The sequence below is a fragment of the Streptomyces sp. NPDC029292 genome, from assembly GCF_055569295.1.
The window spans coordinates 420,568-445,699 of record NZ_JBVHXR010000002.1; the positions used below are offsets into that span (position 1 = coordinate 420,568).

Sequence of the window (25,132 nt, forward strand, 5' to 3'; positions counted from 1 at the left end):
TGACTCGTGACCTGTGCGGCCGCGTGACTCGTGACCTGTGCGGACATGCGAGAAGGGCCCCCGGCGCGTTGCCGGGGGCCCTTCTCGTACGTGCGGCGGGATCAGACGGTCGTGATGACCTGGTCGATCTCCAGGCGCGGGGAGCGCGGGAACCAGGCGTCCTCGCCCGGCTTGCCGATGTTGACGATCATCAGCGGGGTGTGGTCGTCGTCCAGGAACTCCTTCTGGATGCCGGCGAAGTCGAAGCCGGTCATCGGGCCGGCGGAGAGGCCGGCGGCGCGGACGCCGATGATGAAGTACGCGGCCTGCAGCGCGGCGTTCAGGGCGGCGGCACCCTCACGGGCCGGGCGCTCGGAGAAGAAGACGTCCTTGGCCTGCGGGAAGTGCGGGAAGAGCTCCGGGAGCTCCTCGTGGAACTCGTTGTCCGCGGAGAGGATCGCGACCAGCGGGGCGGTGGCCGTCTTCGGCTGGTTGCCCTCGGCCATGTGCTGCACGAGGCGCTCGCGGGCCTCGTCGGAGCGGACCAGGGTGATGCGCAGCGGCGACTGGTTGAAGGCGGTCGGGCCGTACTTGACCAGGTCGTAGATCGCCTGCACCTGCTCCTCGGTCACCGGCTCGTCGGTGAACGTGTTCGCGGTGCGGGCCTCGCGGAACAGCAGGTCCTGGGCGGCGGGGTCAAGAACGAGAGACATGAGAGAACCTTCTTGAGACGTGCGTCGGATCCGGGGGGATCAGCTGGCAACGTCGACAGTACGGCGATGAGGTTTAAGGTTCAACCAAAACCGGCGCATCGTGATCCGCTTCACAGATGCTCACGTTTTCCGCGTGCGACGGGCGCTCGTGCTCCGTGCGGGAGCCTGTCGGGCCTGTTCGGATTCGTGGGGCCGCCGGGTCGCTCGGCCTAGTGCGGCAGCCGGGTCGCTACGGGCTCCTGTGGCCGCCTGGTCACTCGGACTCGGCGTCGTCCCCGGCTTCCGCCTCTTCCTCCTCCGCCAGCGCCGCGTCCAGCCGCGCCCGTGCGCCCTCGAGCCAGCGTCGGCACACCTTCGCCAGCTCCTCGCCGCGCTCCCAGAGTGCGAGGGACTCCTCCAGGCTCGTACCGCCCGCCTCCAGACGGCGTACGACCTCGATGAGCTCGTCCCGCGCCTGCTCGTACCCGAGCGCCTCGTCCACCTTGCTGGTCATGCGCCCACCCTATGCATCGACTCGAACCGTGAATTCACCTTCGGCGACCCGCGCCCGCAGCGGCTCGTCCGCCGCCACCTCGCCGGGGTCCCGGACCACATGACCGTCGGCCTTCTGGAGCACCGCGTAACCCCGCTGAAGGGTCGCGGCGGGGGAGAGGGCCACCACGCGCGCGTGGGTGTGCGTCAGCTCCGAGTCGGCGCGGTCGAGGAGGTGGCCGACGGTGCGCCGGCCACGGTCCAGGAGCGCGGCGACCTGGTCCGCCCGCTCGTCGACCATCCGGTGCGGATCCTCTATCGATGGCCGGGCCAGCGCGTGCGCCAGGCCGCGCTCCTCGCGCTCGATGAAGGACTGGACGCTGCGCCGGGCCCGGTCTCGCAGGAACCGCACCCGCTCGTACTCCTCGCCGACGTCCGGCACGACCTTCTTGGCGGCGTCGGTCGGTGTGGAGGCACGCAGGTCGGCCACGTAGTCGAGCAGCGGGTTGTCGGGTTCGTGTCCGATGGCCGAGACGACGGGCGTACGGCAGGACGCGACCGCCCGTACGAGCTGCTCGTCCGAGAACGGCAGCAGGTCCTCCACGCTGCCGCCGCCCCGCGCCACGATGATCACGTCTACCTCGTCGAGTGCGTCCAGGTCCTTCACGGCCTGCACGACCTGCGGAACCGCGTGCACACCCTGCACGGGGACGTTGCGCACCTCGAAGCGGACGGCGGGCCAGCGGTGCCGCGCGTTCTCCAGCACGTCCCGCTCGGCGGCGGACGCGCGTCCACAGACCAGCCCGATGAGCTGCGGCAGGAAGGGGAGCGCCTTCTTGCGCTCGGCCGCGAACAGCCCCTCACTCGCCAGTGACTTCTTCAACTGCTCCAGCCGGGCGAGGAGTTCACCCACTCCCACCGGCTTGATCTCGGCGGCCCGCAGCGACAGCTGCCCCCGTGGCGCGTACCACTCGGGCTTCGCGTGGACGACGACACGGGCGCCCTCGCTCACCACGTCGGCGACGGCGTCGAACACCTGCCGGTAGCAGGTCACGCTCACCGAGATGTCGTACGACGGGTCGCGCAGCGTCAGGAAGACGACGCCCGCGCCCGGGCGCCGCGACAACTGGGTGATCTGCCCCTCGACCCACACCGCGCCGAGCCGGTCGATCCACCCTCCGATGAGCCGCGACACCTCGCCGACGGGCAGCGGAGCGTCCGCGGACGTGTTGAGAGCCATGCGCCCGAGCGTAACGGCCGCCACCGACAGCGCCCGCACGCCTGAGGCGCGGGTTACGGCGGCGGGCGGCGCGCTACGGCAGCCCCGCCTCCCGCGCGAGGACGCCCATCGCGCGGGCGAGCGCGGTCCGTTCCGCCGCGTTCAGTCCCGCTGTGAGCTCCTCGTCGAGGGCACGCGCGCGTGCCGTGCACTCGGCGAGCAGGGCGTGCCCCTTGTCCGTCAGCCCGAGCCGGTGCCTGCGCCGGTCGTCCGGATCGCGTACGCGCTGGATGGCGCCCAGGCCTTCGAGCTGGTCGGCGAGCGTCACCACCAGGCTCGGTACGACGCCCATCGTCCGGGCGACGTCCTGCTGCGACGCGGGCGCCCCGCGGCTGAGCACGGAGAGCAGCCCCACGTGCTTGGGCTTCAGGCCGAGCTCTTCGACGGCGGCGGCGAAGCGTGCGGTGACCAGCGTGCCGACGGTGCCGAGCCGGAAGGCGAGCGTTCCGGTCAGCCCGTCGGGTTCCTGGGAAGCCTTGACATCGTTCACGTCGACAATGCTAACGTCATTGCATCGTTCTTGGCTCGAACGATTCGAGGAGTGAGTGAAAATGGGCAAGGTAGAGACGCGGGAGAAGTGGGTTCTCATCGCCAACGCCGTGGCCGCGACGGTCTCGGGGGCGTCCTGTGTCGTGGGCATGATCGACCCTGGCCTGTTGCTCCAGGGAGGCACTCCGGGCACTCCGGGGAATGGCATCGAGGTCTACGCGCAGGCCTATGCCGTACGCCAGCTCCCGCTGACGGCGGCCGCCCTGGTGGCTCTGACCAGCAGGTACCGGCAGCACCTGGTGCCCGTACTCGCGGTCAGCGGGATCGCGCAGGCCGGCGACGCGCTCATCGGGGGCACCTCGGGGATCCCCGGCATGGCCGTCGGGGGAGCGGTGGCAGCGGCGCTGCACCTCGCCTCCGCGGTCTGGCTGGGACGGCGCCGGGAACCGATCGCGGTCCTCGCGTAGGGGCTATGCCTCCGGGGCGGCCCGCCCCCGCTGGGCGATCAGCACGGCCAGCCCCACCATCAGCCAGATCGCGCCCACCACCTGGGCGGTGCCGGACGCCTCGACGATCACGGCGATGGTGATCGCGGCGCCGACGACCGGGATCAGCACGTGCCGCCACCACACCACGGGCCCGCCCAGACGGCGTACGGCGAACCAGCCCACCACGCTCGCGTGCAGCAGTGTGAAGGCGGTCAGCGCGCCGATGTCGACCACCGACACCAGCTTGTCGAGCCCGTCGTCGCGCCGCGCCGCCCAGACCGCGGCGACCAGCGTGATGACGGCCGCGCACAGCAGCGCCGCCCGCGGCACCCCGGAGTCGGTCCGCGAAAGGGCCCGGGGCAGCCGCCGGGCGCGGGCCATCGCGAACACGAGACGGCCCGCCGCGGCCTGCCCGGCGAGCGCCGCGAAGGCCGCCCCGATCGCCTTGCTCACGGCCACCAGGTTGTGCAGCCAGGAGCCGACGGAGGAGTCCACCGCGTCGTAGAAGGCCGATCCCTGCTTGCCGGGGTCGGCGGCCAGCTGCGCGGACGACAGCGGCTCGAGCAGCGCCACCAGATACGTCTGCGCCACGAACAGCACACCCGCCAGCGCCAGACAGAACAGCACCGCCCGGGCCACCTTCTCCGAGCCGCCCGTCACCTCCTCCGCGAACGAGGCGATCGCGTCGAAGCCGAGATACGACAGCACGGCGATCGAGACCGCGCCGATGACCGCCGACAGGGCGAACGCGCCCTGGGTGCCGTCACCGGACAGCGGCGACAGCCAGCCGCGGTGGGCCCCGTCGCGCGCGAGCATGACGACGGCCGACACGACGAAGACAAGAAGGACCACGATTTCCATCGCGAGCACCAGGAAGCCGACCTGGGCCGCGGTCCGTACGCCCCACAGGTTCAGCAGCGTCGTGATGACCACGGCGAGCGCCGTCCACACCCACCGGGAGACGTCCGGGACCAGGGAGTTCATGGCGATCCCGGAGAAGAGGTACGCCACGGCCGGGATGAGGAGGTAGTCCAGCATCGCCATCCACCCGGCGATGAACCCGGCCTCCTTTCCGAGCCCCGCGCGCGCGTAGGCGAACACCGAACCCGCCTGGGGGACCACACGGACCATCTGGGCGTAGCTGAATGCGGTGAACGCCATCGCCACCGTGGCGACGACGTAGACCAGCGCCACCGCGCCGTGCGACTTGGCGTCCAGGGTTCCGAAGACACCGACCGGCGCCATGGGGGCGATGAACAGGAGCCCGTAGACGACGAGGTCCCGGAAGCCGAGGCTGCGCCGCAGTTCGTGTTCATCGTCCGCAGCGTGGGCCGAGATCTCCGTGTCGGACATTCCTGCCTCCCGAGAGTCGCGCCTGGCCCCACCCCTCCCAGCTGCTCATCAGTCTCTCCAAGGAGGCGATCTTTGACCCGCCGGACGCGGCCTTACGATGGGGTGCATGACTGCTTCGCCTGGCCGCCGTGTCCTGCTCGCCGCCCCCCGGGGCTACTGCGCGGGCGTGGACCGCGCCGTGATCGCCGTCGAGAAGGCTCTCGAGCAGTACGGGGCCCCCATCTATGTCCGCCACGAGATCGTCCACAACAAGTACGTGGTGCAGACCCTGGAAAAGAAGGGCGCGATTTTCGTCGAGAGGACGGCCGAGGTCCCCGAGGGGGCCATCGTCATGTTCTCGGCGCACGGCGTCGCCCCGGTCGTCCACGACGAGGCCGCGGCCGGCAAGCTCGCCACCATCGACGCGACCTGCCCGCTGGTCACCAAGGTCCACAAGGAAGCCGTTCGCTTCGCGAACGAGGACTTCGACATCCTCCTCATTGGTCACGAGGGCCACGAGGAGGTCATCGGCACGTCCGGTGAGGCGCCCGACCACATCACCCTGGTCGACGGCCCCGAGGACGTCGCCAAGGTCGAGGTCCGTGACCCCTCCAAGGTCGTCTGGCTCTCCCAGACCACGCTCTCGGTCGACGAGACCATGGAGACGGTCGATGCCCTCAAGGAGAAGTTCCCGCAGCTCATCTCTCCGCCGAGCGACGACATCTGCTACGCCACGCAGAACCGTCAGCTGGCGGTGAAGCAGATGGGCGAGGAAGCCGACCTGGTGATCGTGGTCGGCTCGCGCAACTCCTCCAACTCCGTGCGCCTCGTCGAGGTCGCCAAGCTCGCGGGCGCGCGCGACGCGTACCTCGTGGACTTCGCCGACGAGATCGAGGAGGGCTGGCTGGAGGGCGTGACCACGGTCGGTGTCACCTCGGGCGCCTCCGTCCCGGAGGTCCTGGTCGAGCAGGTCCTGGAGTGGCTGTCGCAGCGCGGCTTCGAGGACGTCGAGATCGTCAAGGCGGCCGAGGAGTCCATCACCTTCTCGCTGCCCAAGGAGCTGCGCCGCGATCTGCGTGCGGAGGCGGCGGCGCTGGTGGCGGAGCGCACCGGCGAGAAGTGAAGGTTCCGGGGCGGTCCGGAGTCCGGTGGGCCGCCCGGGAAGTGACTGTCAGTCGTACGACGTAACGTAGGGCCATGCAGATCTTCGGCGTGGACATCGGCGGATCCGGGATCAAGGGCGCCCCTGTGGACCTGGACCGCGGCGATCTCGTGGAGGAGCGCTACAAAGTGCTCACTCCGCATCCGGCGACACCCGATGCGGTGGCCGACGGCGTGAAAGAGGTCGTCGGTCACTTCGACTGGACGGGCCCGGTCGGCATCACGTTCCCCGGCGTGGTCACCGGCGGCGCCACCATCCGTACGGCCGCCAATGTCGACAAGAAGTGGATCGACACCGACGCCCGCGCCCTGCTGGGCGAACGGCTGGGCGGCCTTCCGGTGACGGTGCTGAACGACGCGGACGCGGCGGGCGTCGCCGAGATGCAGTTCGGCGTCGGCCGCGACCGTCAGGGCACGGTCATCGTCCTCACCTTCGGCACGGGCATCGGCAGCGCGCTCTTCATCGACGGCCTGCTGGTCCCGAACACGGAGCTGGGCCACCTCGAGCTGCACGGCCACGACGCGGAGAAGCGCGCCTCCACCAAGGTCAAGGAGGACAACAACCTCACGTGGGAGCACTGGGCGCGCCGCGTCACCAAGTACCTCGCCCACGTCGAGATGCTCTTCTCGCCCGAGCTCTTCATCATCGGCGGCGGCGTCAGCCGCAAGGCCGACAAGTTCCTGCACCTGATCGAGGGCATCAAGGCGGAGATCGTCCCGGCGCAGCTGCAGAACAACGCGGGGATCGTAGGGGCGGCGATGAGGGCGGCGAAGGCGGCGTAGGCGCGGCGCTGCTGCGGGGGCCCGGGGCGCGGGGGAGTTTCGAGCCGGGCTATCCAGCTGACCGGGACCGCGGGCCGGGTGGGAAGCTCCGGCGCGAAGCGGCGGCCTGCGCCCGGCGCTGGGCGGCCCTGCGGCTCATGAGGCGAACCTTGCGGACGGTCACGATGAGGCCGGTGATCAGTGTGCCGCCGTACAGCCACCCCGCCTGCAGGGCGAGCGTGGTCACCAGCCCCATCAAACGGCCCCCGATCCCGCCCCCGCTGTCGTCGGCGACCGGCAGCAGCCCGAAGGCGAACGCGATCGGCACGACGACGGGCCCGGTCACGAGGTCACCCCGGCGCACCCACACCGCGGTCAGCGCGCACACCGGCAGGAACAGCACCCCGTACACCACCGGCGACGCCCCGAACAGCAACTGGTCGAGGCAGCCGAGCGCGAACATGACCGCCCCGCAGAACAACCCGCTGCCCAGCCCGGTGAGCCGGGGATTCGGCATCCGCCGCACCGCCTGCACCAGCGGCGAGGCGGGCCGCCGCGTCACAGGGGCACCCCGCCGGACACCGACGGCCGCGCCCCGCCCGGCCTGCGCCGGAACGGGCGTGCCGCGTCGCGGTCTGTACTGAGGGGGACGCGTCCTGTGTTGCTCCACTGGACCAACTTAGGTCGGTTTATGTGTGGAATAGCCCTTCAGACACGCCGATGAGCAGACCTTGGCCATGCGTTCGATACGTCGCCGGTGCGGGCCCGGGCACGCCGTAGACTGGTGGATCGGCCCGCGCACTCAGGGGGCCCTTCGCCCATCCTCACGTACGGGAAGTCGCAACGTGTCGCTCACGATCGGAATCGTCGGTCTGCCCAATGTCGGCAAGTCGACCATGTTCAACGCCCTGACCAAGAACGACGTGCTCGCGGCCAACTACCCGTTCGCCACGATCGAGCCCAACGTGGGCGTGGTCGGCGTCCCCGACGCCCGGCTGACCAAGCTGGCCGAGGTCTTCGGTTCGCAGAAGATCCTCCCGGCGACCGTCGACTTCGTCGACATCGCGGGCATCGTGAAGGGTGCCTCGGAGGGTGAGGGCCTGGGCAACAAGTTCCTCGCGAACATCCGCGAGTCGGACGCGATCTGCCAGGTCATCCGCGCCTTCAAGGACGAGAACGTCGTGCACGTCGACGGCAAGATCTCGCCCAAGGACGACATCGAGACGATCAACACCGAGCTGATCCTCGCGGACCTCCAGACGATCGAGAAGGTCCTGCCGCGCCTCCAGAGGGAGTCGCGCATCAAGAAGGACATCGGCCCGAAGGTCGCGGCGGTCGAGGCGGCCCAGGCGATCCTGGAGAAGGGCGAGACCCTCTTCTCCGCGGGCATCGTCCAGGGCTCCGGCAACGAGGAACTGCTGCACGACCTGCACCTGCTCACCACCAAGCCGTTCCTGTACGTCTTCAACGTCGACGAGGACGAGCTGGTCGACGACGCCTTCAAGGCCGAGCAGAGCGCCCTCGTCGCTCCGGCCGAGGCGATCTTCCTCAACGCCAAGCTGGAGGCGGACCTCGCCGAGCTCGACGAGGAGGACGCGAAGGAGCTCCTGGAGTCGGTCGGCGTCGAGGAGCCCGGCATGGCGACCCTGGCCCGCGTCGGCTTCAACACCCTCGGCCTGCAGACCTATCTGACGGCCGGCCCGAAGGAATCCCGCGCCTGGACCATCAAGAAGGGCGCCACCGCCCCCGAGGCCGCCGGTGTCATCCACACCGACTTCCAGAAGGGCTTCATCAAGGCCGAGGTCATCTCCTTCGCCGACCTCGTCGAGACGGGCTCGGTCGCCGAGGCCCGCGCCAAGGGCAAGGCCCGCATGGAGGGCAAGGACTACGTCATGCAGGACGGCGATGTGGTGGAGTTCCGCTTCAACGTGTGAGCGGGTGAAATAACACCACGTTGGGGGCCTGGCAAACATGCAGGTCAGATGGGGCCCGACTCTTCGGAGTCGGGCCCTTGGCTTTTGCCCGTGCTGGCGGCCGCAGCTCCACAGGCGGCATTTGTATCCGCCTCTGCATTCGATCCACTAGGCCGCTTGAGGTGAAGTGAGATTCAATCTACGTAAGAATCTATCTACGTTAAGTCACGACTGGTCCAGGAGTTCTGCGACCGCTCGGGAGCGCCGTACGTGGTGTTCCAGGCCACCCGGGGGCGTAACCCTGTGACGGAGCGCGCCGACTTTGCCGCTACCCTCGCGCAGTCACTACTGCCGGGGGCGGAGCTGGTCGCCGGCCTCCAGGCGCAGGACTGGAACCAGGCCCTGCGCTCGCTGGCGCTCGCGGTACCCGATGACTCACCCAGCATCGCGGTGATCGACGAGGTGCCCTGGCTGGTCGAGCAGGATCAGGAATTCGAGGGCGCACTCCAGACTGTCTGGGACCGTCACCTGTCTTCCAAGCCCGTGCTTCTGCTGCTGGTTGGCAGCGATACATCGGTGATGGAGGCACTGCAGTCGTACGGACGCCCCTTCTTCGGCCGGGCGGCGAAAATGACCGTCCACCCCCTGAACCTGGCCGACGTGCAGGCCATGACCGAGCTCGACGCCGCAGGGGCCGTCGACGCCCAGTTGATCACTGGAGGATTCCCCGAGATCGTGCAGTCCTGGCGGCCGGGAATGGGGCGTACGGCCTTCTTGCAGGCTTCCGTCGCCAATCCTCTCTCGCCCCTGTTGGTCGCCGGCGAGCTGTCCCTGCTGGGCGAATTCCCCGAGGCTTCGCACTCACGGGCCGTACTGGAAGCGGTTGGCAGCGGTGAGCGCACGTTCAGCGCAATCGCAGCCCAGGCCGGCGGTGCTAGCCCGCTGCCGTCCGGCACGCTCTCCCCGCTGCTGGCCATGCTGCAGGCCAAGCGAGTCCTGGCCGCCGATCTCCCCCTGTCCGTCAAGCCGGACAGCAAGAACAAGCGCTACCGGATCGCCGACCCGTATCTGCGGTTCTGGCTGGCGTTCCTGGCACGCGCCATCCCACTCATCGAGCGAGGCCGCGGCGACTTGGCACTGGAACGCATCGAGCGGTCATGGACCACTTGGCGCGGGCGAGCGGTCGAGCCACTGATCCGCGAGTCCTTGCTGCGTCTGATGCCCAATGATGGGTGGCCCGAGACTGAGGCCATCGGCGGTTGGTGGAACCGTCAGAACAACCCCGAGATCGACGTCATCGGTGCAGACCGCGAGCCGGTGGCCCGCCAGGTGCACTTCGTCGGGTCGGTCAAGTGGCTGGAGACCCAGCCCTTCGGCCGTCATGAGTACGACGCCTTGGTACGCGACATGCTCGCCGTCCCCGGTACCGCCCCGGACACTCCACTGGTCGCGGTCTCCCGCTGCGGGGTGGCCGATGATCTGCCGCTGACCGCGCACTGGGGGCCGGAGGACCTCGTACGGGCGTGGCAGCCCCGATAGCCGCGGAGCCCGAGGTCTCTCGCATGGCGAGTGCCCCTGGAACCACGGAGCTGCCGGAGGTTCACGCTGTGAACGGAGATGGGAGGCGTCTGAGCCCACGTAGGTTTCCGCATTCGGCAGCAGGCGCCCTTTTCCGGTGATTCCGTGGGGGCGTCGGACCGGAATGTACAAGGGAGCCCCGCGCAAGAGCATCGTCAGCAATGTGCTCCCGCTCAGATCCTGGGACGCGGCCGCCCTCGGCCCGGACATCCGGGCCGAGGCGACGTGCGCTACTTGCTCACGGCGAAGCGCATCAGGGCGTGTTCGTCCCCCTGCTTGATCTTCCCGGTCTCGTTGATCACCTGGAGCTTCCAGACCGCGCCGTCCCTTATCGCCTTGGCCACGGCGCAGCCGTTGTCGGTGCTGAGCAGGCTCGGCCAGATGTCGGCGACCTGCTGGGAGCTGCCGCCCGTCGCGTCGTACACCTTGAAACTGATGTTGCGTGCCTTCTGGAAGCTGCTGCCCTTCTTGTACGCGGCAGCGACGAACACGATGGAAGTGACGTTGGGCGGAACCCGGGAGAACTCGACGGTCACCGTTTCGTCGTCGCCCTCCCCCTTCCCGGTCTGGTTGTCCCCGCTGTGCACCAACGCGCCGTTGCCCAGCGGATCCCCGGAGTCGAGGCCGGCCAGCCGCACCGGATCCGCCCCCTGCATCGCGATGGCGACCAGGTCGAGGTCGGTACCGGTCGTCCGGCGGAGCTTCCCCACCAGACCGCCACTGCTCCCGGAGGTGGGGTCCCAGGACACCCCGATGGACAGATGGGTCACCCCGTCCAGATCCGCGGGGCCGTCTTCCTTCTTCAGCGTGATCATGCGTGATCCTCTTGGTGATGTGACTGCGACACGTGAAGTGTGCCTGGAACTCCCGGAACTCAGCCCACCAGGTCGGGAAATGCCGGGATGGATCCCGCGGAAGTCGCACTGCCGTCGACTGTCAGTGGCGCGTGGAAGGATGCGCGCATCGGGGCGGACGGCACGTGAGGGGTGTCATGGTGATGGAGAGGGAGCAGCCCCCTGCCGGCCGCAAGGCGCGGCAGCTGCTCACCGAGGGCACCCGGCTGTACGAGGCCGCACGCACCGTGCTCGACGACCACGCCCGCGCGCTCGAAGCGGTGCGCACGGCACTGGCCCCGCTGCTGGCCGAACTCGTGGCCAAGGAGCTGGAGTCCATCCCCGTCTCCCGGCTGAAGGACGTCACCGAGGGGCGGTTGCGGCTGGCCGCCGTCGAGGCGGCGGGGCTCGGCTCGGTGCGTGCCGTGCACGAGGCGAGCCGCTACGAACTGCGGCAGATCCCGGGGGTCGGCGCGCAGACCGCCGACCAGGCGCTCAGCGCCGCGCGCCAGATCGCGCGGGCGGTCGAGGAGACCGTTTCCGTTCGGATCGACGTGGACCGTCCCGAGACCGGGACCACCGCCCTGGTCGTCGCGCTGCGCAAGCTCGTTGAGGCGGGGCCCGAGCTGCGGCGGGCCGTGGATGCCGCCCGGCGGCTCGACGAGCGGCTCGGCGTGCTGCTGCCCGTGGCCCGCCCGGCCGGCGGACGGCTGCGCATGGCGTTCACGGGCCGGCGCCGACGGGAGAGCGCGCTCGCCGCGGTCGCCGGGATCCGCGAGCTGACGGCCGACGCGGCCGCCCGCGACGTACGGCTGTTGCTCGTCCAGGCCGCCACGGACCTGCTGCGCGAACCGGCCTCCGACATCGAGGCCTGGGTCGACTTCGAGCTGCGCTCCGCGGAGTACTACAGCCAGCTCGCCGAGATCTCCGAGCACACCTCGGACGAGGCGGCCGTCGAGGGCTTCCTGCCGTCGGAGGTCGCCGCCCGCGTGCACGGACAGCCCCTCGACGACACCCACCGCCGGGTCTCGCTGCGCGGCTACCAGTCCTTCGGCGCCCGTTTCGCGCTCGCCCAGCGCCGGGTCGTCCTCGGCGACGAGATGGGGCTCGGCAAGACGGTCCAGGCCATCGCCGTGCTCGCCCACCTCGCGGCGGAGGGGCACAGCCACTTCCTGGTGGTCTGCCCGGCCAGTGTGCTGATCAACTGGACCCGCGAGATCCGCTCGCGCAGCACCCTGCGCGCTCTGCCGGTGCACGGCGCCGACCGGCAGGACGCGTACGCCGAGTGGCGGGAGCGCGGCGGCGTCGCGATCACCACCTTCGACGTCCTGCACAGCCTCCCGAAGTCCGAGACCGCGCGCGGTACGAAGTCCGGGGCGCCCGGGACGACTGGGACGCCCGGCGCCGCGGAGCCGGGGGTGCTCGTCGTCGACGAGGCCCACTACGTGAAGAACCCGGACGCCCGCCGCTCCAAGGCGGTCGCGGCCTGGACCGACCGCTGCGACCGCGTCCTGTTCCTCACGGGTACGCCGATGGAGAACCGCGTCGAGGAGTTCCGCAGCCTCGTCCGCTACCTCCGCCCCGAGCTGCTGCCGCAGATCCACAACAGCAGCGCCGCCGCGGGGCCGCACGCCTTCCGCAAGTCCGTGGCCCCCGCCTATCTGCGCCGCAACCAGCAGGACGTCCTCACCGAACTCCCCGCGCTCCTCCAGGTCGACGAGTGGGAGGAGCTGAGCGCCGCCGACCAGGAGGCCTACCGCAAGGCGGTCGAGGCCGGGAACTTCATGGCGATGCGCCGCGCCGCGTACGCCGACCCCGAGAAGTCCGCGAAGCTCCAGCGGCTGCGCGAGCTGGTGTCCGAGGCGGCCGAGAACGGGCTGAAGGTGGTCGTGTTCTCGTACTTCAAGGACGTCCTGGGCACGGCCCAACAGGCCCTCGGGAAAGGGGTGTTCGGCCCGGTCTCCGGCGCCGTGCCCGCCGCGCGCAGACAATGCCTGGTGGACGACTTCACCGCCGCCCCGGGGCACGCGGTCCTGCTCTGCCAGATCGAGGCCGGCGGCATCGGCCTCAACCTTCAGGCCGCGTCGGTCGTCATTCTCTGCGAGCCGCAGGTCAAGCCCACGATGGAACACCAGGCCGTGGCCCGCGCCCACCGCATGGGCCAGGTCCGCCCTGTCCAGGTCCACCGCCTCCTCGCCACCGACGGCGTGGACCAGCGCCTGCTGCGCATCCTGCGGAACAAGGACCGGCTCTTCGACGCCTACGCCCGGCGCAGCGACATGGCCGAGGCGACCCCGGACGCCATCGACATCTCCGACACCACCCTCGCCCGCCGCATCGTCGAGGAGGAACAGCGGCGCCTCGCGATCGAGCGAGGGTGAGCCCCGGCCGCACGGCGGCCCCAGCGGCGCACGTCGAGTTCGGCGAGCGCCGCCGGTCCCCGGACCGTGACGCGGACGAAGCGGGCCGTGCATCTCTCCAAGTCGGTCAACTCCCTCAAGGGCGTTTCCTCCCGCTACCCGGGCAAGGAGTACGACACCCACGTCCGCTGCCACCTGTGGGGCGGACGTTTCTGGTCCGGCTCCTACTTCGCCGGAAGCTGCGGCGGAGCACCGCTGATCGCCGTCCGCCAGTACGTCGAGAACCAGCAGCGCTCTGAGTGAGCATTCAGACGCGACACCGCGGCACTTCGCGCCGCACGGCCGATAAACGGAAAGCCCCGTCCCTGTCACCCCCTGCCGCGCGCACGCACAGTTACGGAGGCTGCGACCGCGCCCGGCGAGGCGCCCCCCACAGCTACGCAGCCGTCGCCAACCCCGTCTTCACCCCCGCCCCGCACAACGGCACCACCGCGGTACGCGCCCCCAGGGCCCCCTCGCGTACGGCCGCCCAGCAAGCCACCCCCGTCGACTCCACATACAGCCCCCGCGAGGCCAGGTCGAGCTGAGCGTGCCGGATCTGATCCTCGGTCACCGTCAGGAACGAGCCCCCCGACCCCCGTACCGCCCGCAGGATCTGCCGCGCCCGCGGCGGCCGGGGAATCGCGATGCCCTCCGCGAAGGTGGGCGCCATGGGGGTGACCCCGACGAGATCGTCCGCCCCCGAAGACCAGGCGTCGGCCAGCGGCGCGACCGCGGCGGCCTGGACGGCGTACAGCGCGGGCCGCCGGTCGATCAGCCCCGCGGCGTGCAGCTCGGCGACGGCGAGGGCGGCGCCGAGCAGGAGCGTGCCGTTGCCGACGGGGACGACGATGACGTCGGGGAGGCGTCCGCCGAGGTCCTCCCAGAGTTCGTGGACGTAGGTCTTCGTACCGTGCAGGAAGTACGGGTTGAAGACGTGCGAGGCGTAGAACACGCCCTCCTCGTCCGCCGCTTCCCGCGCGGCCACCGCCGCGGCCTCCCGGTCGCCGTCGACCACGTGCACCCGCGCCCCGTGCGCCTCGATCTGCTCCAGCTTCTTCGGGGAGGTGCCCTCGGGGACGTACACCGTGCACGGCAGCGCGGCCCGCGCGCAGTACGCGGCGATCGCCGTCCCCGCGTTGCCGCTGCTGTCCGCGAGCACCTGCCGGGGCTTCAGCCGCAGTGCCAGCTCGGCCAGCAGCACGGCCCCGCGGTCCTTGAAGGACAGCGTCGGCATGAGGAAGTCGAGCTTCGCGGAGATACCGTCGCGCAGGGGGACCAGAGGGGTGCGCCCTTCTCCCATGCTGACGGAGGAGGTCGCCAGCGGCAGGCACTCCGCGTACCGCCACAGTGAATTCACCCGCCCGACCAGGGACTTGAGGGGCGCGGGAGTCGGGGCGAAGTCCAGATCGAGCGGGCCGCGGCAGACCGGGCAGCACCAGACGAGCGAGCCGGCCGGGACGCGTGTGCCGTCCGTCGGGCAGAAACAATCCGGCAAAGGTGTCATGAGCGCAGGTTAGATGGGCTGTTTGGTGACGTTGTGTCATGACTGGCATATGGCACCCGCGTTACGTCCCCGCAGGGGCCTTTGTGCCATTCCTGCGCAGGTCCCAATCCGCGGCGCTCGTCCTCGGCATCGTCTCCGCGCTCCCCGCGAGCGCCGCGCCGTCCGTCAGGAAGCCGAGCAGGCGGCCACACCCCGGCGGCGGACAACACGGTGTCCTCCGAAGCCGCCGCCGACGCCTGTGCCCAGCGCGCCGTCATCCCGTTGACCGCCCGAACCGTCGCGTCGGCAACCCGCATTCCGCCCCCCACCCCGGCACGCTTACGATGCGCGCATCCGTACGGCAGTCGTACGTGAGTTCTGTACCGCCAGCGTGGACTAGGAGCAAGGTACTCGTGGCCATTCCCCCGCCGCCCGGGCCCCAGCAGCCCGAGGGTCAGTACCCGCCTCCGGGGATGCCACCGGGCGGGTACCCGCCCCCGTACCCCCAAGGCCCGTACCAGCAGCCGTACCAGACCTGGGGCCAGGGCTACTCCCCGTACAACCGCCCGGCGCCCGTCAACGGACTCGCGATCTCCGCGCTCGTGCTCGGCATCCTCTGCTTCCTGCCCGCCGTCGGGCTGGTGCTCGGGATCGTGGGGCTCGCGCAGATCAAGAAGCGGGGCGAGCGCGGCAAGGGGATGGCGATCGGGGGCATGGTCATGTCCTCGATCGGCATCGTGCTGCTCGTGCTCGTCCTGGCCGCGGGCGGCCCGGGCCGTATCTGGGGCGGCATCAGCGACGCGGCGGGCGACGGCACGGGCGCCGCTTTCTCGCTCGACAAGGGGGAGTGCTTCGACGCGCCCGGCGGGGCGCTGGAAGGCATGGCGTACGACGTCGACAAGGTGCCGTGCGCCGGGAAGCACGACGCCGAGGTGTTCGCCGGCTTCAAGCTGAGCGGCGGCAGTTACCCGGGCGACGGCAAGATCACCGCCGCCGCCGACGACAAGTGCTACGCGCTCCAGGACACGTACGCGATGGACGGCTGGGCCGTCCCGGACAACGTCGACGTGTACTACTTCACGCCGACCCGGCAGAGCTGGAGCATGGGCGACCGCGAGATCACCTGCATGTTCGGGAACACGGACGAGAAGGGCAGTCTGACGGGCTCGCTGCGCAAGGACGCGTCCACGCTCGACCCGGACCAGCTGGCCTATCTCCAGGCCGCGAGCGTCATCAACGCGGCGATGAACTCGGCGCCCGACGCGGAGTACGTCGAGGACGACCTGCCGGGCCACAAGAAGTGGGCGACCAGGGTCTCGAAGGCGCTGACGAAGCAGGCGGGCATGCTCCGCGGCCACACCTTCGCCCCGGCCGCCGGGAAGCTGGTCGCCGCTCTCGCGAAGGACCTCGACCTGTCCCAGAAGGAGTGGGCGAAGGCGGCGGCCGCGCAGGACGTGGACACCTTCTATGCGCACTACGAGAAGGGCATCAAGCTCATCGACCCCAAGAAGACGGTCACCACGCGCAAGGCTCTGGGCCTCGCCACCACCGTGCCGTCGTACGACCTGGGCGGCGGCGACCAGGGCGGCGGCGGAGGCGGCACCGGCGCCGAGGTGTGACGGCGGTCATACCGGGGAGAAAGTGCCTGCGTAAAGCCTTCGGGGCGCGCACGTCATCACATCGAGTGATTCTTTGGCCTTTGCTTGCATGGCCCAACCCACGGTTGCCACGCTGTTGCTGTCTGTACAACCTGATGGGAGCGGCCAGTGACTTTCGGTGAGCAGCCGGCGTACTTGCGTGTCGCGGGTGATCTCCGCAAGAAGATCGTCGACGGTTCGCTGCCACCGCACACCCGCCTCCCGTCGCAGGCCAGGATCCGCGAGGAGTACGGCGTCTCGGACACGGTCGCGCTGGAGGCGCGCAAGGTGCTGATGGCCGAAGGGCTGGTCGAGGGCCGCTCCGGGTCGGGCACGTATGTACGGGAGCGGCCGGTGCCGCGCCGGGTGGCCCGCTCCGGGTACCGCCCGGACAGCGGCGCCACCCCGTTCCGTCAGGAGCAGGCCGACGTCTCCGCGCGCGGCACCTGGGAGTCGCACAGCCGTCAGGTCGAGGCGAGCGGCGCGATCGCCGAGCGTCTGTCCCTCAAGCCTGGCGACCGCGTGATGTGCACGAACTACGTCTACCGGGACGGCGGCGAGGTGATGATGCTCTCCACGTCCTGGGAGCCCCTCGCCGTCACGGGCCGTACGCCGGTGATGCTCCCCGAGGAGGGCCCGCTCGGCGGCATGGGCGTGGTCGAGCGCATGGCGGCCATCGACGTGATCGTGGACAACGTCACGGAGGAAGTGGGAGCGCGCCCAGGCCTCGCCGAGGAACTCCTCGCCCTGGGCGGTGTCCCCGGGCATGTCGTCGTCGTCGTCCAGCGGACGTTCTTCGCGTCCGGCCGCCCGGTCGAGACGGCCGACGTCGTCGTACCGGCGGACCGGTACCGGATCGCGTATCACCTGCCGGTGAAGTAGTCCCGGTGGAGTAGCCGCGGCAGGCGCGTGCCGAGTGGGAGGCGCGTGCCGGGCGGCAGGCGCGCGCCAAGTGGACGGCGCGCAGCGCCCGGTTGGAATCCGGTCGTTCTCAAGGGCCCTGTCCGGCCCTGGCTTTGCGCTGCTTGGGGGCGCGCGAAGAGCGGTCGACGGCGCGTTCGACGGCGTGCAACCTCTCGTTCGTGCCGCTGTCTTGGCCGGTTGCGTACCTCTTTGTGAAAAGCCGTATTCGCTGCGTGAAGGTTAGGCGTAGGCTCGGGCATATGCGGATTGCGGTTTCCTTAGAGGGCGGGGTACGGCGGGGGCCCGGGGCGGGAAGTGGAGGGGCGCGATGAACGACGGCACGATCACTCTTCCCTGGCTCGTCATACGGCAGGACGACAACGGCAATCGCTACCGCGTGGGCAGGTACGCGACCCGCGCCGAGGCCCAGAAGATCGCGGACAGTCTCGACGACCGCGGGCACAAGCAGCTCTACTGGGTCGAGCGGATCGCGCAGAACGGGAGCAGGTGATCCGCCCTCTCGGGGGCTCGGGTATCCGCCCCTCCAGGGTCTGGTGATCGGTCTCGTCCGGGGCTCGGTCCCGCTCCCGTAGGCTCCGGCGCATGACGGAACGGATCGTGGTGGTCGGAGCCGCCCTGTTGAGCGCCGGGCGCCTGCTCGCCGCCCGCCGCAGCGCGCCCCCCGAGCTGGCCGGGCGCTGGGAGCTGCCGGGCGGAAAGGTCGAGCCGGGCGAGACTCCCGAGCATGCCCTCGTACGGGAGCTGCGCGAAGAACTCGGAGTCGAGGCCGAGCCGGTCGAACGTGTCCCCGGGGAGTGGCCCCTGAAGCCGGGATACGTGCTGCGGGTGTGGACCGCGCGACTGCTCTCCGGCGAACCGCAGCCCTTGGAGGACCACGACGAGCTGCGCTGGCTGACCCCCGACCAGATCTGGGACGTCGACTGGCTGGACCAGGACGTGCCGGCGGTGAAGGGCACGCTCTCCAGGTTGGACGCGGGGGCGTAAGCAGGCCTGGTGGGGCGCGTGTAAGGGGCGGGGTCAACGGCTCGTACGCCGTTCGTGCCACAGTGCGCCTTCGCGTGCGGTAAGGCACCCCGGATATCGGGTATGTGCCCATTAACCCCACGAAACCGGACATGGGTTCCTGGCCTGGGAAGTGATCGGCGTGATCGACACCGAAGGCGACTGCGCCGAGTGGAGCTTTCCCGCGGAGCCAGGTGCCGTCCGCACCGCTCGCGCCGTCGTCCGGGGTCAGCTGCGCACCTGGGAACTGGACTTCCTCGGTGACATCACCGCACTGCTGGTCAGCGAGCTGGTGACGAACTCCCTGCGGCACGCCACGGGCCCCATCGGCGTACGCCTGGTGCGCCCCGCCGGGGTGCCGGGCGCCCTGCTGGTGGAGGTCTCCGATCCGCTGCCCGACCCGCCCCGCAAGCGGTCCGCCGATGCCGACGACGAGAGCGGCCGCGGACTCCAGCTCGTGGCCTCCTCGTCGCGACGCTGGGGCACGCGTCCCGGAGACGACGGAAAGACGGTCTGGTTCGAGCTGGCGGTACCCGGCTGAGGGAGAGTCGGGCGCGCCCGGACTGAGGGCGCGTGGGCGCGCGTGCGGAGCGACCGATTGGTTCAGGCCACTGGCGCCTGCCCAACTCTTTGATTCGATGGGGCGCCACCTGGTTAGAAGACTGGGAGTATGTCGCGGCCGGTCCAAAAATCATCGGGACCGTGCTGTGATCGTGAACACCGTGTTGTGCGGCGCCGTAGTGCTGGATACTGCGGGCAGCCGCCCCCGGTGACCGGTGCCGGACGCGGTGAGCTGGAGGGGACGGTTCGCGTGAGCGAGATACCAGCGAAGGCCACGGAGTCCGAGGACCCGTCGGACGGCGCGAGGGCAGATGCCGCGGGTGATTCCGCGCGCGGTGTGCCCGATGAGGGCGCGGGCGACGCGATGTGGCAGAGCAGTCCGCCCGGTTCGATCTACGACTACATCAAGGTCGCCTCGTTCTCCATCGGCGCCGACGGGCTCGTCGACCAGTGGAGTCTGCGTGCCGAGCAGCTCTTCGGGATATCCGCTGAACGGGCCGTCGGGATGGATCCCATCGAGGCGTTCGTCGCCCCCGACCGGCGTGAGTTCGGGCAGCGCAAGATGGCGGAGATCCTGGACGGCCGGGAGTGGACCGGCGTGGTCCCCTTCCGGATGCCGTCCCCGCAGGAGGGCGGAAGCGGCGCGGAAGGCCTCGCCGAGGTCTATGTGATGCCCACCACGACGGAGGACGGCGAGCGGGCCGCCGTATGCATCGTCGTGGATGTTCGAACCCTGCGCCGGATCGAGACGGACCTCGCCGCCTCGCAGGCGATTTTCAGTCAATCTCCGTTCGGCTTTCTCCTGATCGACACGGACCTCCGGGTCCGGCGCGTCAACCAGCGGTTCGCCTCGACTTTCGGCGGCACCGTCGACGACCACCGCGGGCGCACCGTCCGCGACTATCTGCCGCGCGCGGAGGCCGAGCGCGTCGCCGCGACGCTGCGCCGGGTCCTGGAGACCGGCAACTCCATCACGGACATGCACGTCACGGGCCATGTGCCCGGTTCCGAAGACCGCCGCCACTGGTCCATCAACCTCTACCGCGTGCACAGCGGCACCGGCCGCCCCATCGGCATCGCCTGGCTCGGAACCGACATCACCGCCCGCCGCGCCGCCGCCCGTGAGGCCGCCGCGGCCCGGCGCAATCTCGCCCTTCTGAACGAGGCCGGCGCCCGCATCGGCAACTCCCTCGACCTGGAGACCACCGCACGCGAACTCCTTGATGTCGTCGTGCCCGGATTCTGCGACCTCGCGACCGTCGACCTCTACCAGGGCCTCCTGGCCGGCGACGAGACCCCGCCGGGCCTGGCCGACGGCAGTGCCGAACTCCGCCGGGTCGCCTTCGCGAGCGCGGTCTCCGACGCGCCGTTCGTCGGCGGCCCCGCGCCCGTCGCCGTCGGCGCCGTCCACCACTTTCCCTTCAACTCGCCCTGCGCGGACGCCCTGCGCACGGCGCGTCCCCAGCACATCCCCGCCGAAGAGGGCGGCCTCATCCAGTCCACGCTCGCCGTGCCGATGGTCGCCCACGACACCGTCGTGGGCCTCGCGCAGTTCTCCCGCACGAAGGGCAGCGAGCCCTTCGGCGAACGCGACCGCTCGCTCGCGGTGGAGCTCGCCGCGCGCGCCGCCGTCTGCATCGACAACGCGCGCCTGTACCGCCGCGAGCACGAGCGCGCGTTGATCCTGCAACGGTCCCTGCTGCCCCCCGGCGACCCGGAGGCCTCCGGCCTGGACATCGCCTGCCGGTACCTGCCGGGCAACGCGGCGACGGAGGTGGGCGGCGACTGGTTCGACGTCATCGAACTGCCCGGCCATCGCACCGCGTTGGTCGTCGGTGACGTGATGGGGCGCGGGCTGCGCGCCGCGGTGGCGATGGGCGAACTCCGAACCGCCGTACGCACCCTGGCGCTGCTCGACCTCGAACCCGCTGAAGTCCTCTCGGCGTTGGACGAGATCGCCCGTGGTCTCGGCACCCCCGGCGGCGTCCAGCAGGCCACCCGCACGGCCCGCCAGTCCCGCGACGCCGACCTCTCCGAGGTGTACCTCGCGACGTGCGTCTACGCCGTGTACGACTCCGTCACGCGCCGGTGCACCTTCGCGAACGCCGGTCATCTGCCTCCCGTCCTCGTCGAGCCGGGCGAGAGCGCGCTGATGCTCGACGTGCCGCCGGGCATGCCGTTGGGTGTGGGCGGGGAGCCCTTCGAGGAGGTGGAGGTCGAGCTTCCGGAAGGTGCGCTTTTGGCGCTCTACACGGATGGACTGGTCGAATCCCGCGACCATCCGCTCGACGAGGGCCTGCAGGCTTTCGTCGGCGCCCTCACCGACCCCTCCCGCCCGCTGGAGGACGTGTGCGACCACGTCCTCAACACCCTCGACACGCACCACGGCGAGGACGACATCGCCCTGCTGATGGCACGTGTCCAGGGGCTGCCCGCCGAGTCCGTCGGCGACTGGACGCTGCCGCGCGAGCCGCGCAGTGTGGGCCGGGCCCGGGAGTACGCGCGTGCGCAGCTGCAGTCCTGGGACCTGGAGCCGCTGGTGGACACCGCGGAGCTGCTGGTCAGCGAACTGGTCACCAACGCCCTTCGCTACGGCGAGGGCGAGATCCGGCTCCGGCTGCTTCTCGACCGGACGCTGGTGTGCGAGGTCTGGGACGCGGGGCTTGTGCAGCCGCGGCGGCGGCGGGCGCGGGATACGGATGAGGGGGGGCGGGGGTTGCAGCTTGTCGGGCTGCTGTCCGCGGGCTGGGGTTCGCGTCGCACGCCACGCGGCAAGACGGTCTGGTTCGAACTCCCCCTCCCTGACGGGGAGACGGGGCTGACGGATCCGGCGGAGGCGTTGCTGAGCCTGTTCTGAGGGTGGGGGCGAAAAAACCTCACGACGCCACCCGTCGCCCCCGCGTCCGGCCCCCGCCGAAACGCGCGGGCGCGCCATCGACCCCCAACAGGATCCCGCCCAGCACAGCCCCACCCACCCCCGCACCCTCGCGCCCGCCATACGGATTCCCATACGCCCGCACATCCCGCTCGGCGAGCTGCTGCGCCTGCCGGGCGAGCACATCGGCCCGCAGGACATCGGGCAGAGCGGTGGACGCACGCCGAGGCGCCCCGGCGAGATCCCGCGCGAGGGCCTGGGCGAGGTGCCGTTCCGCCTCGGCCAGCCGCGTGCGCGCCACGCTGCCCACCGCCCCCCGGTGCGTCGTGACGAAGTCGCCCGCGGTGGCGACGGCGCCACGAGCCGGGAGGAGGGAGTGCCCGAGGAGGGCGCGGGCGCGTTCGTCGGTGCGTTCGGGGAGCGCATCGGACAGCCCCGTACCGGCCTCGGCGACACGACGAAGGGCGTCGAGGGGGTCGTACGGGCCGGTCGCCGTCTCCCGGTGTACTTCGGCGACGACCGACTCGGCGTGTGCGACACGACCGGGCAGCTCACCGACGCCCACGGTCCCCAGGAGGCCGCGGGCCTCCGCGAGGTCGGCCACCACTCCACTGAGCGCGGCGGGCAACTGCTCGGCAGCCGAGGCAAGTTCACCGGCGAGCCGCTCGACGCCGGCCACCAGGACCGCCGCCTGCCCGATGGCCCCCTCCGCCGCGGGCAGATGAGCCGCCGCCTTCCCGACGTCACCCCGGTCGAGCGACTGCCGAGCCTGGTTGAGGTGGATCGTGGCGAACACGAGCCGGTCCTTCGCCTGCTCGGCATGGCCCGCGACGGGCAGGGACGCGGAAGGGGCGTACCGCTTGTGGAGTTCGCCGATCGTCGCCTCCGCGCCGGGCGTGCGGGCGGCGAGCTCCCGGAAACGGGTCTCCGCGTACTCCAGCGCGGTCGGCGCGTTCCGCTCCAGGGCGCGCAGCTGGTCGAATCCGGGGGCCTCCGCGTCCAGCCGCCCGCCCGCCTCCGTGCAGTGGGTGGCGATCTCCTCCAGCAGGCGCCGGCTGTCCTGCTGGGCGGTGTCGTCGATCCGCTGCCGCAGCCGGAAGGCCGCCGCCAGCTCGGACCGCGCGTACGCCAGCGACTCCGCGTACGGCCTGACCGCCTCGACCCCGAACTGGGCCGTGGTGAAGCCGAGTTCCTCGGCGCTGGTGCGGACGCAGTCGTCCGTCTCTACCAGCAACTGCCGTATCTGCCGGTCGAGTTCGCGGATCGGTACGACTTGTGGGGTGCCCCCGCCCGGTGTCGTACGCGTCCTCGCTCGCCGCCTGCGCCGCGCGTACCCGTACGCCGCCAGCACGCCCGCGGCGCCCACCGCGACGAGGGGGAGTACGAGGTCCCCGGTGGCCGTCCGGTTCCCATCGGGCGCGGCCTCGCCCTCCCGGTCCCCCGCCTCCTCGGCGACCCGCACGTTCCCCGCGACGGTCACCGGATCCCCGGCGTTCACCCTCGCGAGCGGCAGCACCAGCCACCCCACCGCCGCCAGCCCCCCGACCACGGTATGCGCTATGCGCACGGCTATGTGCGACGTCGCTCGGCGCGACCGGTTTCGACTCAGGGGCGACGTCACATTTGGGAGCGTATGACCGCTTGCGCGCCGACGCGACCGGGCGTACGCCGAGGTGAGGGCGCCTAAGGTACGGGGGGATACGGGGGCGTACGGGAGGGGCGCGGGGGATGAATACGGAGCGGGTGGAGTTCGCGGCGGAGGACGGAGAGCGCCGGACGGGCGACTCCGGGGAGTCGGTGGGGGCCGTCAGGAAGTCGGCGGACGGCGTCCGGGAGCCGGCGGTCGGCTCCGAGGTGTCGGCGGGCGGCGACGGGGACCCAGGGCGTGGCTCCGAGGTGTCGGCGGGCGGCGACGGGGACCCAGGGCGTGGCGCCGAGGTGTCGGCGGGCGGCGACGGGGACCCAGGCCGTGGCGCCGAGGGGTCGGCGGGCGGCGACGGGGACCCAGGCCGTGGCGCCGAGGGGTCGGTGAACGGCGACGGGGACCCAGGCCGTGGCCCCGATGAGTCGGCGGACAGCGACAGGGACCCAGCGCGTGGCCCCGATGAGTCGGCCGGTGACCCCGGGGAGTCTTCGCAGCGCACTCCCGCCCCCGCCCGGGCCCGCCTCGCACGGACCTGGCGGCACCCCCGCCTCCGCTGGCCCAAGCGCATCGCGTTCGCGTTGCTCCTCGCCCTCCTCCTGCCGACCCTCGCGGCCGGAATCGCCCTCCGCGTGAACTACGCCGGAGACCCGGCCCCCGGCACCCAGACCAGAAACCGTGACGCTCTCTGGATGGGCCACGCCTGGGTCGACGGGCGGAAGCGGGACGCGGATGTCGAGGCGCTGGCCGAGCGGCTGCGCACCACCGGTATCCGGGATCTGTATGTGCACGCGGGACCGCTGGAGCACGACGGCACGCTGCCCAAGTCCGCCTACTCGTGGGCCCGTTGGCTGATCGCGGCCGTGCATCGTGAGCTGCCCGGCGTGCGAGTCCAGGCCTGGCTCGGCGATGTGCTCGCCACCGAGGGAGAGGTCGGGCTGCACCTGGAACGGGCGGCGACCCGCGCCGCCGTGGTCCGCTCCGCCGGGCAGATCCTCGACACCGGCTTCGACGGCGCCCACTTCGACCTGGAGCCCCTGCACTCCGGCGACTCGAACTACCTCTCCCTCCTCGACGACCTGCGCCGCGTCACCCGCGCCCATGACGCCCAACTCTCCGTCGCCGCCCACCAGATCGACCCGCTCCCGAACCTCCACTCCGTCTGGGGCGTCTTCACGAAACACCCCAAGTGGTGGTCCCAGTCGTTCTTCGGGCAGGTCGCCCGCCGGGTCGACCAGATCGCCGTGATGTCGTACGACACGGCGCAGCCGCTGGAGAGCCTGTACGGCGGTTACGTCGCCGAACAGACCTCCCTCGCCCTCGAAGTCACCCCGAAATCAACCGACTTGCTGATGGGCCTGCCCTTCTACTACGAGGACAACATGGACCACCACGGCAACGCCGAGACGGTCCCGGCAGCCGTGCGCGGCACCCGCCTCGGCCTCTCCCGCACCGACCGCACCCGCGAACACTTCGGCGTCGCCCTGTACGTGGACTTCGCCGCGCGGGAAAAGGACTGGACGGCGTACGAGGAGGGATGGGTCCGATGACCGTCAAGGAAGGGCGTCTACCGCCTCTTCAACATTCAACAGACGGTCATGTTCCTTG

Annotated in this window: 22 protein-coding genes and 1 pseudogene; 14 read left to right on the plus strand and 9 right to left on the minus strand. The window is 70.8% G+C overall.

Features of this window, described 5'->3' with window-relative positions; all coding sequences use genetic code 11:
- Positions 1 to 101: 101 nt before the first annotated feature.
- The 4 genes from ACZ4WS_RS06780 to ACZ4WS_RS06795 all read right to left on the minus strand — a co-directional run bounded on the left by ACZ4WS_RS06780 (position 102) and on the right by ACZ4WS_RS06795 (position 2,932).
- The gene (locus tag ACZ4WS_RS06780; protein WP_467977831.1) at positions 102 to 692 is read right to left on the minus strand and encodes a malonic semialdehyde reductase; all 591 of its coding nucleotides are present in this window, start codon (positions 690 to 692) and stop codon (positions 102 to 104) included.
- A 253-nt stretch (positions 693 to 945) separates the two neighbouring features.
- Positions 946 to 1,185 carry an exodeoxyribonuclease VII small subunit gene (locus ACZ4WS_RS06785; protein WP_467977833.1) on the minus strand — a complete coding sequence of 80 codons (240 nt, stop codon included), beginning with the start codon at positions 1,183 to 1,185 and terminating at the stop codon, positions 946 to 948.
- 9 nt (positions 1,186 to 1,194) lie between these two features.
- Complete coding sequence (gene xseA / locus ACZ4WS_RS06790; RefSeq protein WP_467977835.1) at positions 1,195 to 2,403, minus strand: exodeoxyribonuclease VII large subunit; 1,209 nt, start codon at positions 2,401 to 2,403, stop codon at positions 1,195 to 1,197.
- Positions 2,404 to 2,476: 73 nt separating this feature from the next.
- Positions 2,477 to 2,932 carry a MarR family winged helix-turn-helix transcriptional regulator gene (locus ACZ4WS_RS06795; RefSeq protein ID WP_467977836.1) on the minus strand — a complete coding sequence of 152 codons (456 nt, stop codon included), beginning with the start codon at positions 2,930 to 2,932 and terminating at the stop codon, positions 2,477 to 2,479.
- Positions 2,933 to 2,993: 61 nt separating this feature from the next.
- Here ACZ4WS_RS06795 and ACZ4WS_RS06800 point away from each other — a divergent pair, with 61 nt between their 5' ends.
- Positions 2,994 to 3,398: a hypothetical protein gene (locus tag ACZ4WS_RS06800; RefSeq protein WP_467977838.1), complete on the plus strand. Its 405-nt coding sequence runs from the start codon at positions 2,994 to 2,996 to the stop codon at positions 3,396 to 3,398.
- Between the two features lie 3 nt (positions 3,399 to 3,401).
- On the opposite strand, the gene ACZ4WS_RS06805 is transcribed toward ACZ4WS_RS06800, so the two are convergent.
- Positions 3,402 to 4,772, minus strand: a complete 1,371-nt coding sequence (locus ACZ4WS_RS06805) for an APC family permease (protein ID WP_467977840.1) — start codon at positions 4,770 to 4,772, stop codon at positions 3,402 to 3,404.
- Positions 4,773 to 4,869: 97 nt separating this feature from the next.
- Here ACZ4WS_RS06805 and ACZ4WS_RS06810 point away from each other — a divergent pair, with 97 nt between their 5' ends.
- Both ACZ4WS_RS06810 and ppgK read left to right on the plus strand, forming a co-directional pair.
- Positions 4,870 to 5,874: a 4-hydroxy-3-methylbut-2-enyl diphosphate reductase gene (locus ACZ4WS_RS06810; protein WP_467977842.1), complete on the plus strand. Its 1,005-nt coding sequence runs from the start codon at positions 4,870 to 4,872 to the stop codon at positions 5,872 to 5,874.
- 74 nt (positions 5,875 to 5,948) lie between these two features.
- On the plus strand, positions 5,949 to 6,695 hold the full coding sequence (ppgK, locus tag ACZ4WS_RS06815; protein WP_467977844.1) for a polyphosphate--glucose phosphotransferase: 747 nt from the start codon (positions 5,949 to 5,951) through the stop codon (positions 6,693 to 6,695).
- 49 nt (positions 6,696 to 6,744) lie between these two features.
- Here ppgK and ACZ4WS_RS06820 read toward each other — a convergent pair whose 3' ends face one another.
- Positions 6,745 to 7,344: a DUF6542 domain-containing protein gene (locus tag ACZ4WS_RS06820; RefSeq protein WP_467977846.1), complete on the minus strand. Its 600-nt coding sequence runs from the start codon at positions 7,342 to 7,344 to the stop codon at positions 6,745 to 6,747.
- A gap of 175 nt (positions 7,345 to 7,519) precedes the next feature.
- Here ACZ4WS_RS06820 and ychF point away from each other — a divergent pair, with 175 nt between their 5' ends.
- Entirely contained in the window at positions 7,520 to 8,608 is a 1,089-nt protein-coding gene (ychF, locus tag ACZ4WS_RS06825) for a redox-regulated ATPase YchF (RefSeq protein WP_467977848.1), read from the plus strand.
- A 282-nt stretch (positions 8,609 to 8,890) separates the two neighbouring features.
- Positions 8,891 to 10,126, plus strand: coding sequence for an ATP-binding protein (locus tag ACZ4WS_RS06830; RefSeq protein ID WP_467977850.1), 1,236 nt, complete (start codon positions 8,891 to 8,893; stop codon positions 10,124 to 10,126).
- 269 nt (positions 10,127 to 10,395) lie between these two features.
- Here the strand turns inward: ACZ4WS_RS06830 and ACZ4WS_RS06835 are convergent, their stop codons facing one another.
- Entirely contained in the window at positions 10,396 to 10,980 is a 585-nt protein-coding gene (locus ACZ4WS_RS06835) for a TerD family protein (protein WP_467977852.1), read from the minus strand.
- A gap of 182 nt (positions 10,981 to 11,162) precedes the next feature.
- Here ACZ4WS_RS06835 and ACZ4WS_RS06840 point away from each other — a divergent pair, with 182 nt between their 5' ends.
- Both ACZ4WS_RS06840 and ACZ4WS_RS06845 read left to right on the plus strand, forming a co-directional pair.
- A complete protein-coding gene (locus tag ACZ4WS_RS06840; RefSeq protein ID WP_467978331.1) occupies positions 11,163 to 13,379 on the plus strand; it encodes a DEAD/DEAH box helicase in 2,217 nt (738 codons plus the stop codon).
- Between the two features lie 87 nt (positions 13,380 to 13,466).
- Positions 13,467 to 13,661, plus strand: a pseudogene (locus tag ACZ4WS_RS06845) (IS200/IS605 family transposase); the annotation flags it as partial.
- Between the two features lie 133 nt (positions 13,662 to 13,794).
- On the opposite strand, the gene ACZ4WS_RS06850 reads toward ACZ4WS_RS06845, so the two are convergent.
- Positions 13,795 to 14,904, minus strand: a complete 1,110-nt coding sequence (locus ACZ4WS_RS06850) for a pyridoxal-phosphate dependent enzyme (protein ID WP_467977854.1) — start codon at positions 14,902 to 14,904, stop codon at positions 13,795 to 13,797.
- A gap of 392 nt (positions 14,905 to 15,296) precedes the next feature.
- Between ACZ4WS_RS06850 and ACZ4WS_RS06855 the strand changes: the two genes are divergently transcribed.
- The 6 genes from ACZ4WS_RS06855 (at position 15,297) to ACZ4WS_RS06880 (ending at position 21,864) form a co-directional block, all read left to right on the plus strand.
- Positions 15,297 to 16,502, plus strand: a complete 1,206-nt coding sequence (locus ACZ4WS_RS06855; RefSeq protein WP_467977855.1) for a DUF4190 domain-containing protein — start codon at positions 15,297 to 15,299, stop codon at positions 16,500 to 16,502.
- A gap of 147 nt (positions 16,503 to 16,649) precedes the next feature.
- Complete coding sequence (locus ACZ4WS_RS06860) at positions 16,650 to 17,402, plus strand: GntR family transcriptional regulator (RefSeq protein ID WP_467977857.1); 753 nt, start codon at positions 16,650 to 16,652, stop codon at positions 17,400 to 17,402.
- Between the two features lie 349 nt (positions 17,403 to 17,751).
- On the plus strand, positions 17,752 to 17,934 hold the full coding sequence (locus tag ACZ4WS_RS06865) for an SPOR domain-containing protein (protein WP_101400465.1): 183 nt from the start codon (positions 17,752 to 17,754) through the stop codon (positions 17,932 to 17,934).
- 92 nt (positions 17,935 to 18,026) lie between these two features.
- The gene (locus ACZ4WS_RS06870) at positions 18,027 to 18,428 is read left to right on the plus strand and encodes a (deoxy)nucleoside triphosphate pyrophosphohydrolase (RefSeq protein ID WP_467977859.1); all 402 of its coding nucleotides are present in this window, start codon (positions 18,027 to 18,029) and stop codon (positions 18,426 to 18,428) included.
- 151 nt (positions 18,429 to 18,579) lie between these two features.
- Positions 18,580 to 18,987 carry an ATP-binding protein gene (locus ACZ4WS_RS06875; RefSeq protein ID WP_467977861.1) on the plus strand — a complete coding sequence of 136 codons (408 nt, stop codon included), beginning with the start codon at positions 18,580 to 18,582 and terminating at the stop codon, positions 18,985 to 18,987.
- 270 nt (positions 18,988 to 19,257) lie between these two features.
- Entirely contained in the window at positions 19,258 to 21,864 is a 2,607-nt protein-coding gene (locus ACZ4WS_RS06880) for a SpoIIE family protein phosphatase (RefSeq protein ID WP_467977863.1), read from the plus strand.
- Between the two features lie 19 nt (positions 21,865 to 21,883).
- On the opposite strand, the gene ACZ4WS_RS06885 is transcribed toward ACZ4WS_RS06880, so the two are convergent.
- Positions 21,884 to 23,449, minus strand: coding sequence for a TPM domain-containing protein (locus ACZ4WS_RS06885; protein WP_467977865.1), 1,566 nt, complete (start codon positions 23,447 to 23,449; stop codon positions 21,884 to 21,886).
- 329 nt (positions 23,450 to 23,778) lie between these two features.
- On the opposite strand from ACZ4WS_RS06885, the gene ACZ4WS_RS06890 reads away from it, so the two are divergent.
- On the plus strand, positions 23,779 to 25,074 hold the full coding sequence (locus ACZ4WS_RS06890) for a glycoside hydrolase family 18 protein (RefSeq protein ID WP_467978333.1): 1,296 nt from the start codon (positions 23,779 to 23,781) through the stop codon (positions 25,072 to 25,074).
- Positions 25,075 to 25,132: the final 58 nt, after the last annotated feature.

What these genes read in the sequence shown, in the direction of transcription:
- ACZ4WS_RS06780 (WP_467977831.1), bottom strand. Translation starts at nt 692, where the DNA reads ATGTCTCTCGTTCTTGACCCCGCCGCCCAGGACCTGCTGTTCCGCGAG.
- ppgK (WP_467977844.1), top strand. Translation starts at nt 5,949, where the DNA reads ATGCAGATCTTCGGCGTGGACATCGGCGGATCCGGGATCAAGGGCGCC.
- ACZ4WS_RS06840 (WP_467978331.1), top strand. Translation starts at nt 11,163, where the DNA reads ATGGAGAGGGAGCAGCCCCCTGCCGGCCGCAAGGCGCGGCAGCTGCTC.
- ACZ4WS_RS06850 (WP_467977854.1), bottom strand. Translation starts at nt 14,904, where the DNA reads ATGACACCTTTGCCGGATTGTTTCTGCCCGACGGACGGCACACGCGTC.
- ACZ4WS_RS06865 (WP_101400465.1), top strand. Translation starts at nt 17,752, where the DNA reads ATGAACGACGGCACGATCACTCTTCCCTGGCTCGTCATACGGCAGGAC.
- ACZ4WS_RS06870 (WP_467977859.1), top strand. Translation starts at nt 18,027, where the DNA reads ATGACGGAACGGATCGTGGTGGTCGGAGCCGCCCTGTTGAGCGCCGGG.
- ACZ4WS_RS06785 (WP_467977833.1), bottom strand. Translation starts at nt 1,185, where the DNA reads ATGACCAGCAAGGTGGACGAGGCGCTCGGGTACGAGCAGGCGCGGGAC.
- ACZ4WS_RS06800 (WP_467977838.1), top strand. Translation starts at nt 2,994, where the DNA reads ATGGGCAAGGTAGAGACGCGGGAGAAGTGGGTTCTCATCGCCAACGCC.
- ACZ4WS_RS06805 (WP_467977840.1), bottom strand. Translation starts at nt 4,772, where the DNA reads ATGTCCGACACGGAGATCTCGGCCCACGCTGCGGACGATGAACACGAA.
- xseA (WP_467977835.1), bottom strand. Translation starts at nt 2,403, where the DNA reads ATGGCTCTCAACACGTCCGCGGACGCTCCGCTGCCCGTCGGCGAGGTG.
- ACZ4WS_RS06835 (WP_467977852.1), bottom strand. Translation starts at nt 10,980, where the DNA reads ATGATCACGCTGAAGAAGGAAGACGGCCCCGCGGATCTGGACGGGGTG.
- ACZ4WS_RS06810 (WP_467977842.1), top strand. Translation starts at nt 4,870, where the DNA reads ATGGGGTGCATGACTGCTTCGCCTGGCCGCCGTGTCCTGCTCGCCGCC.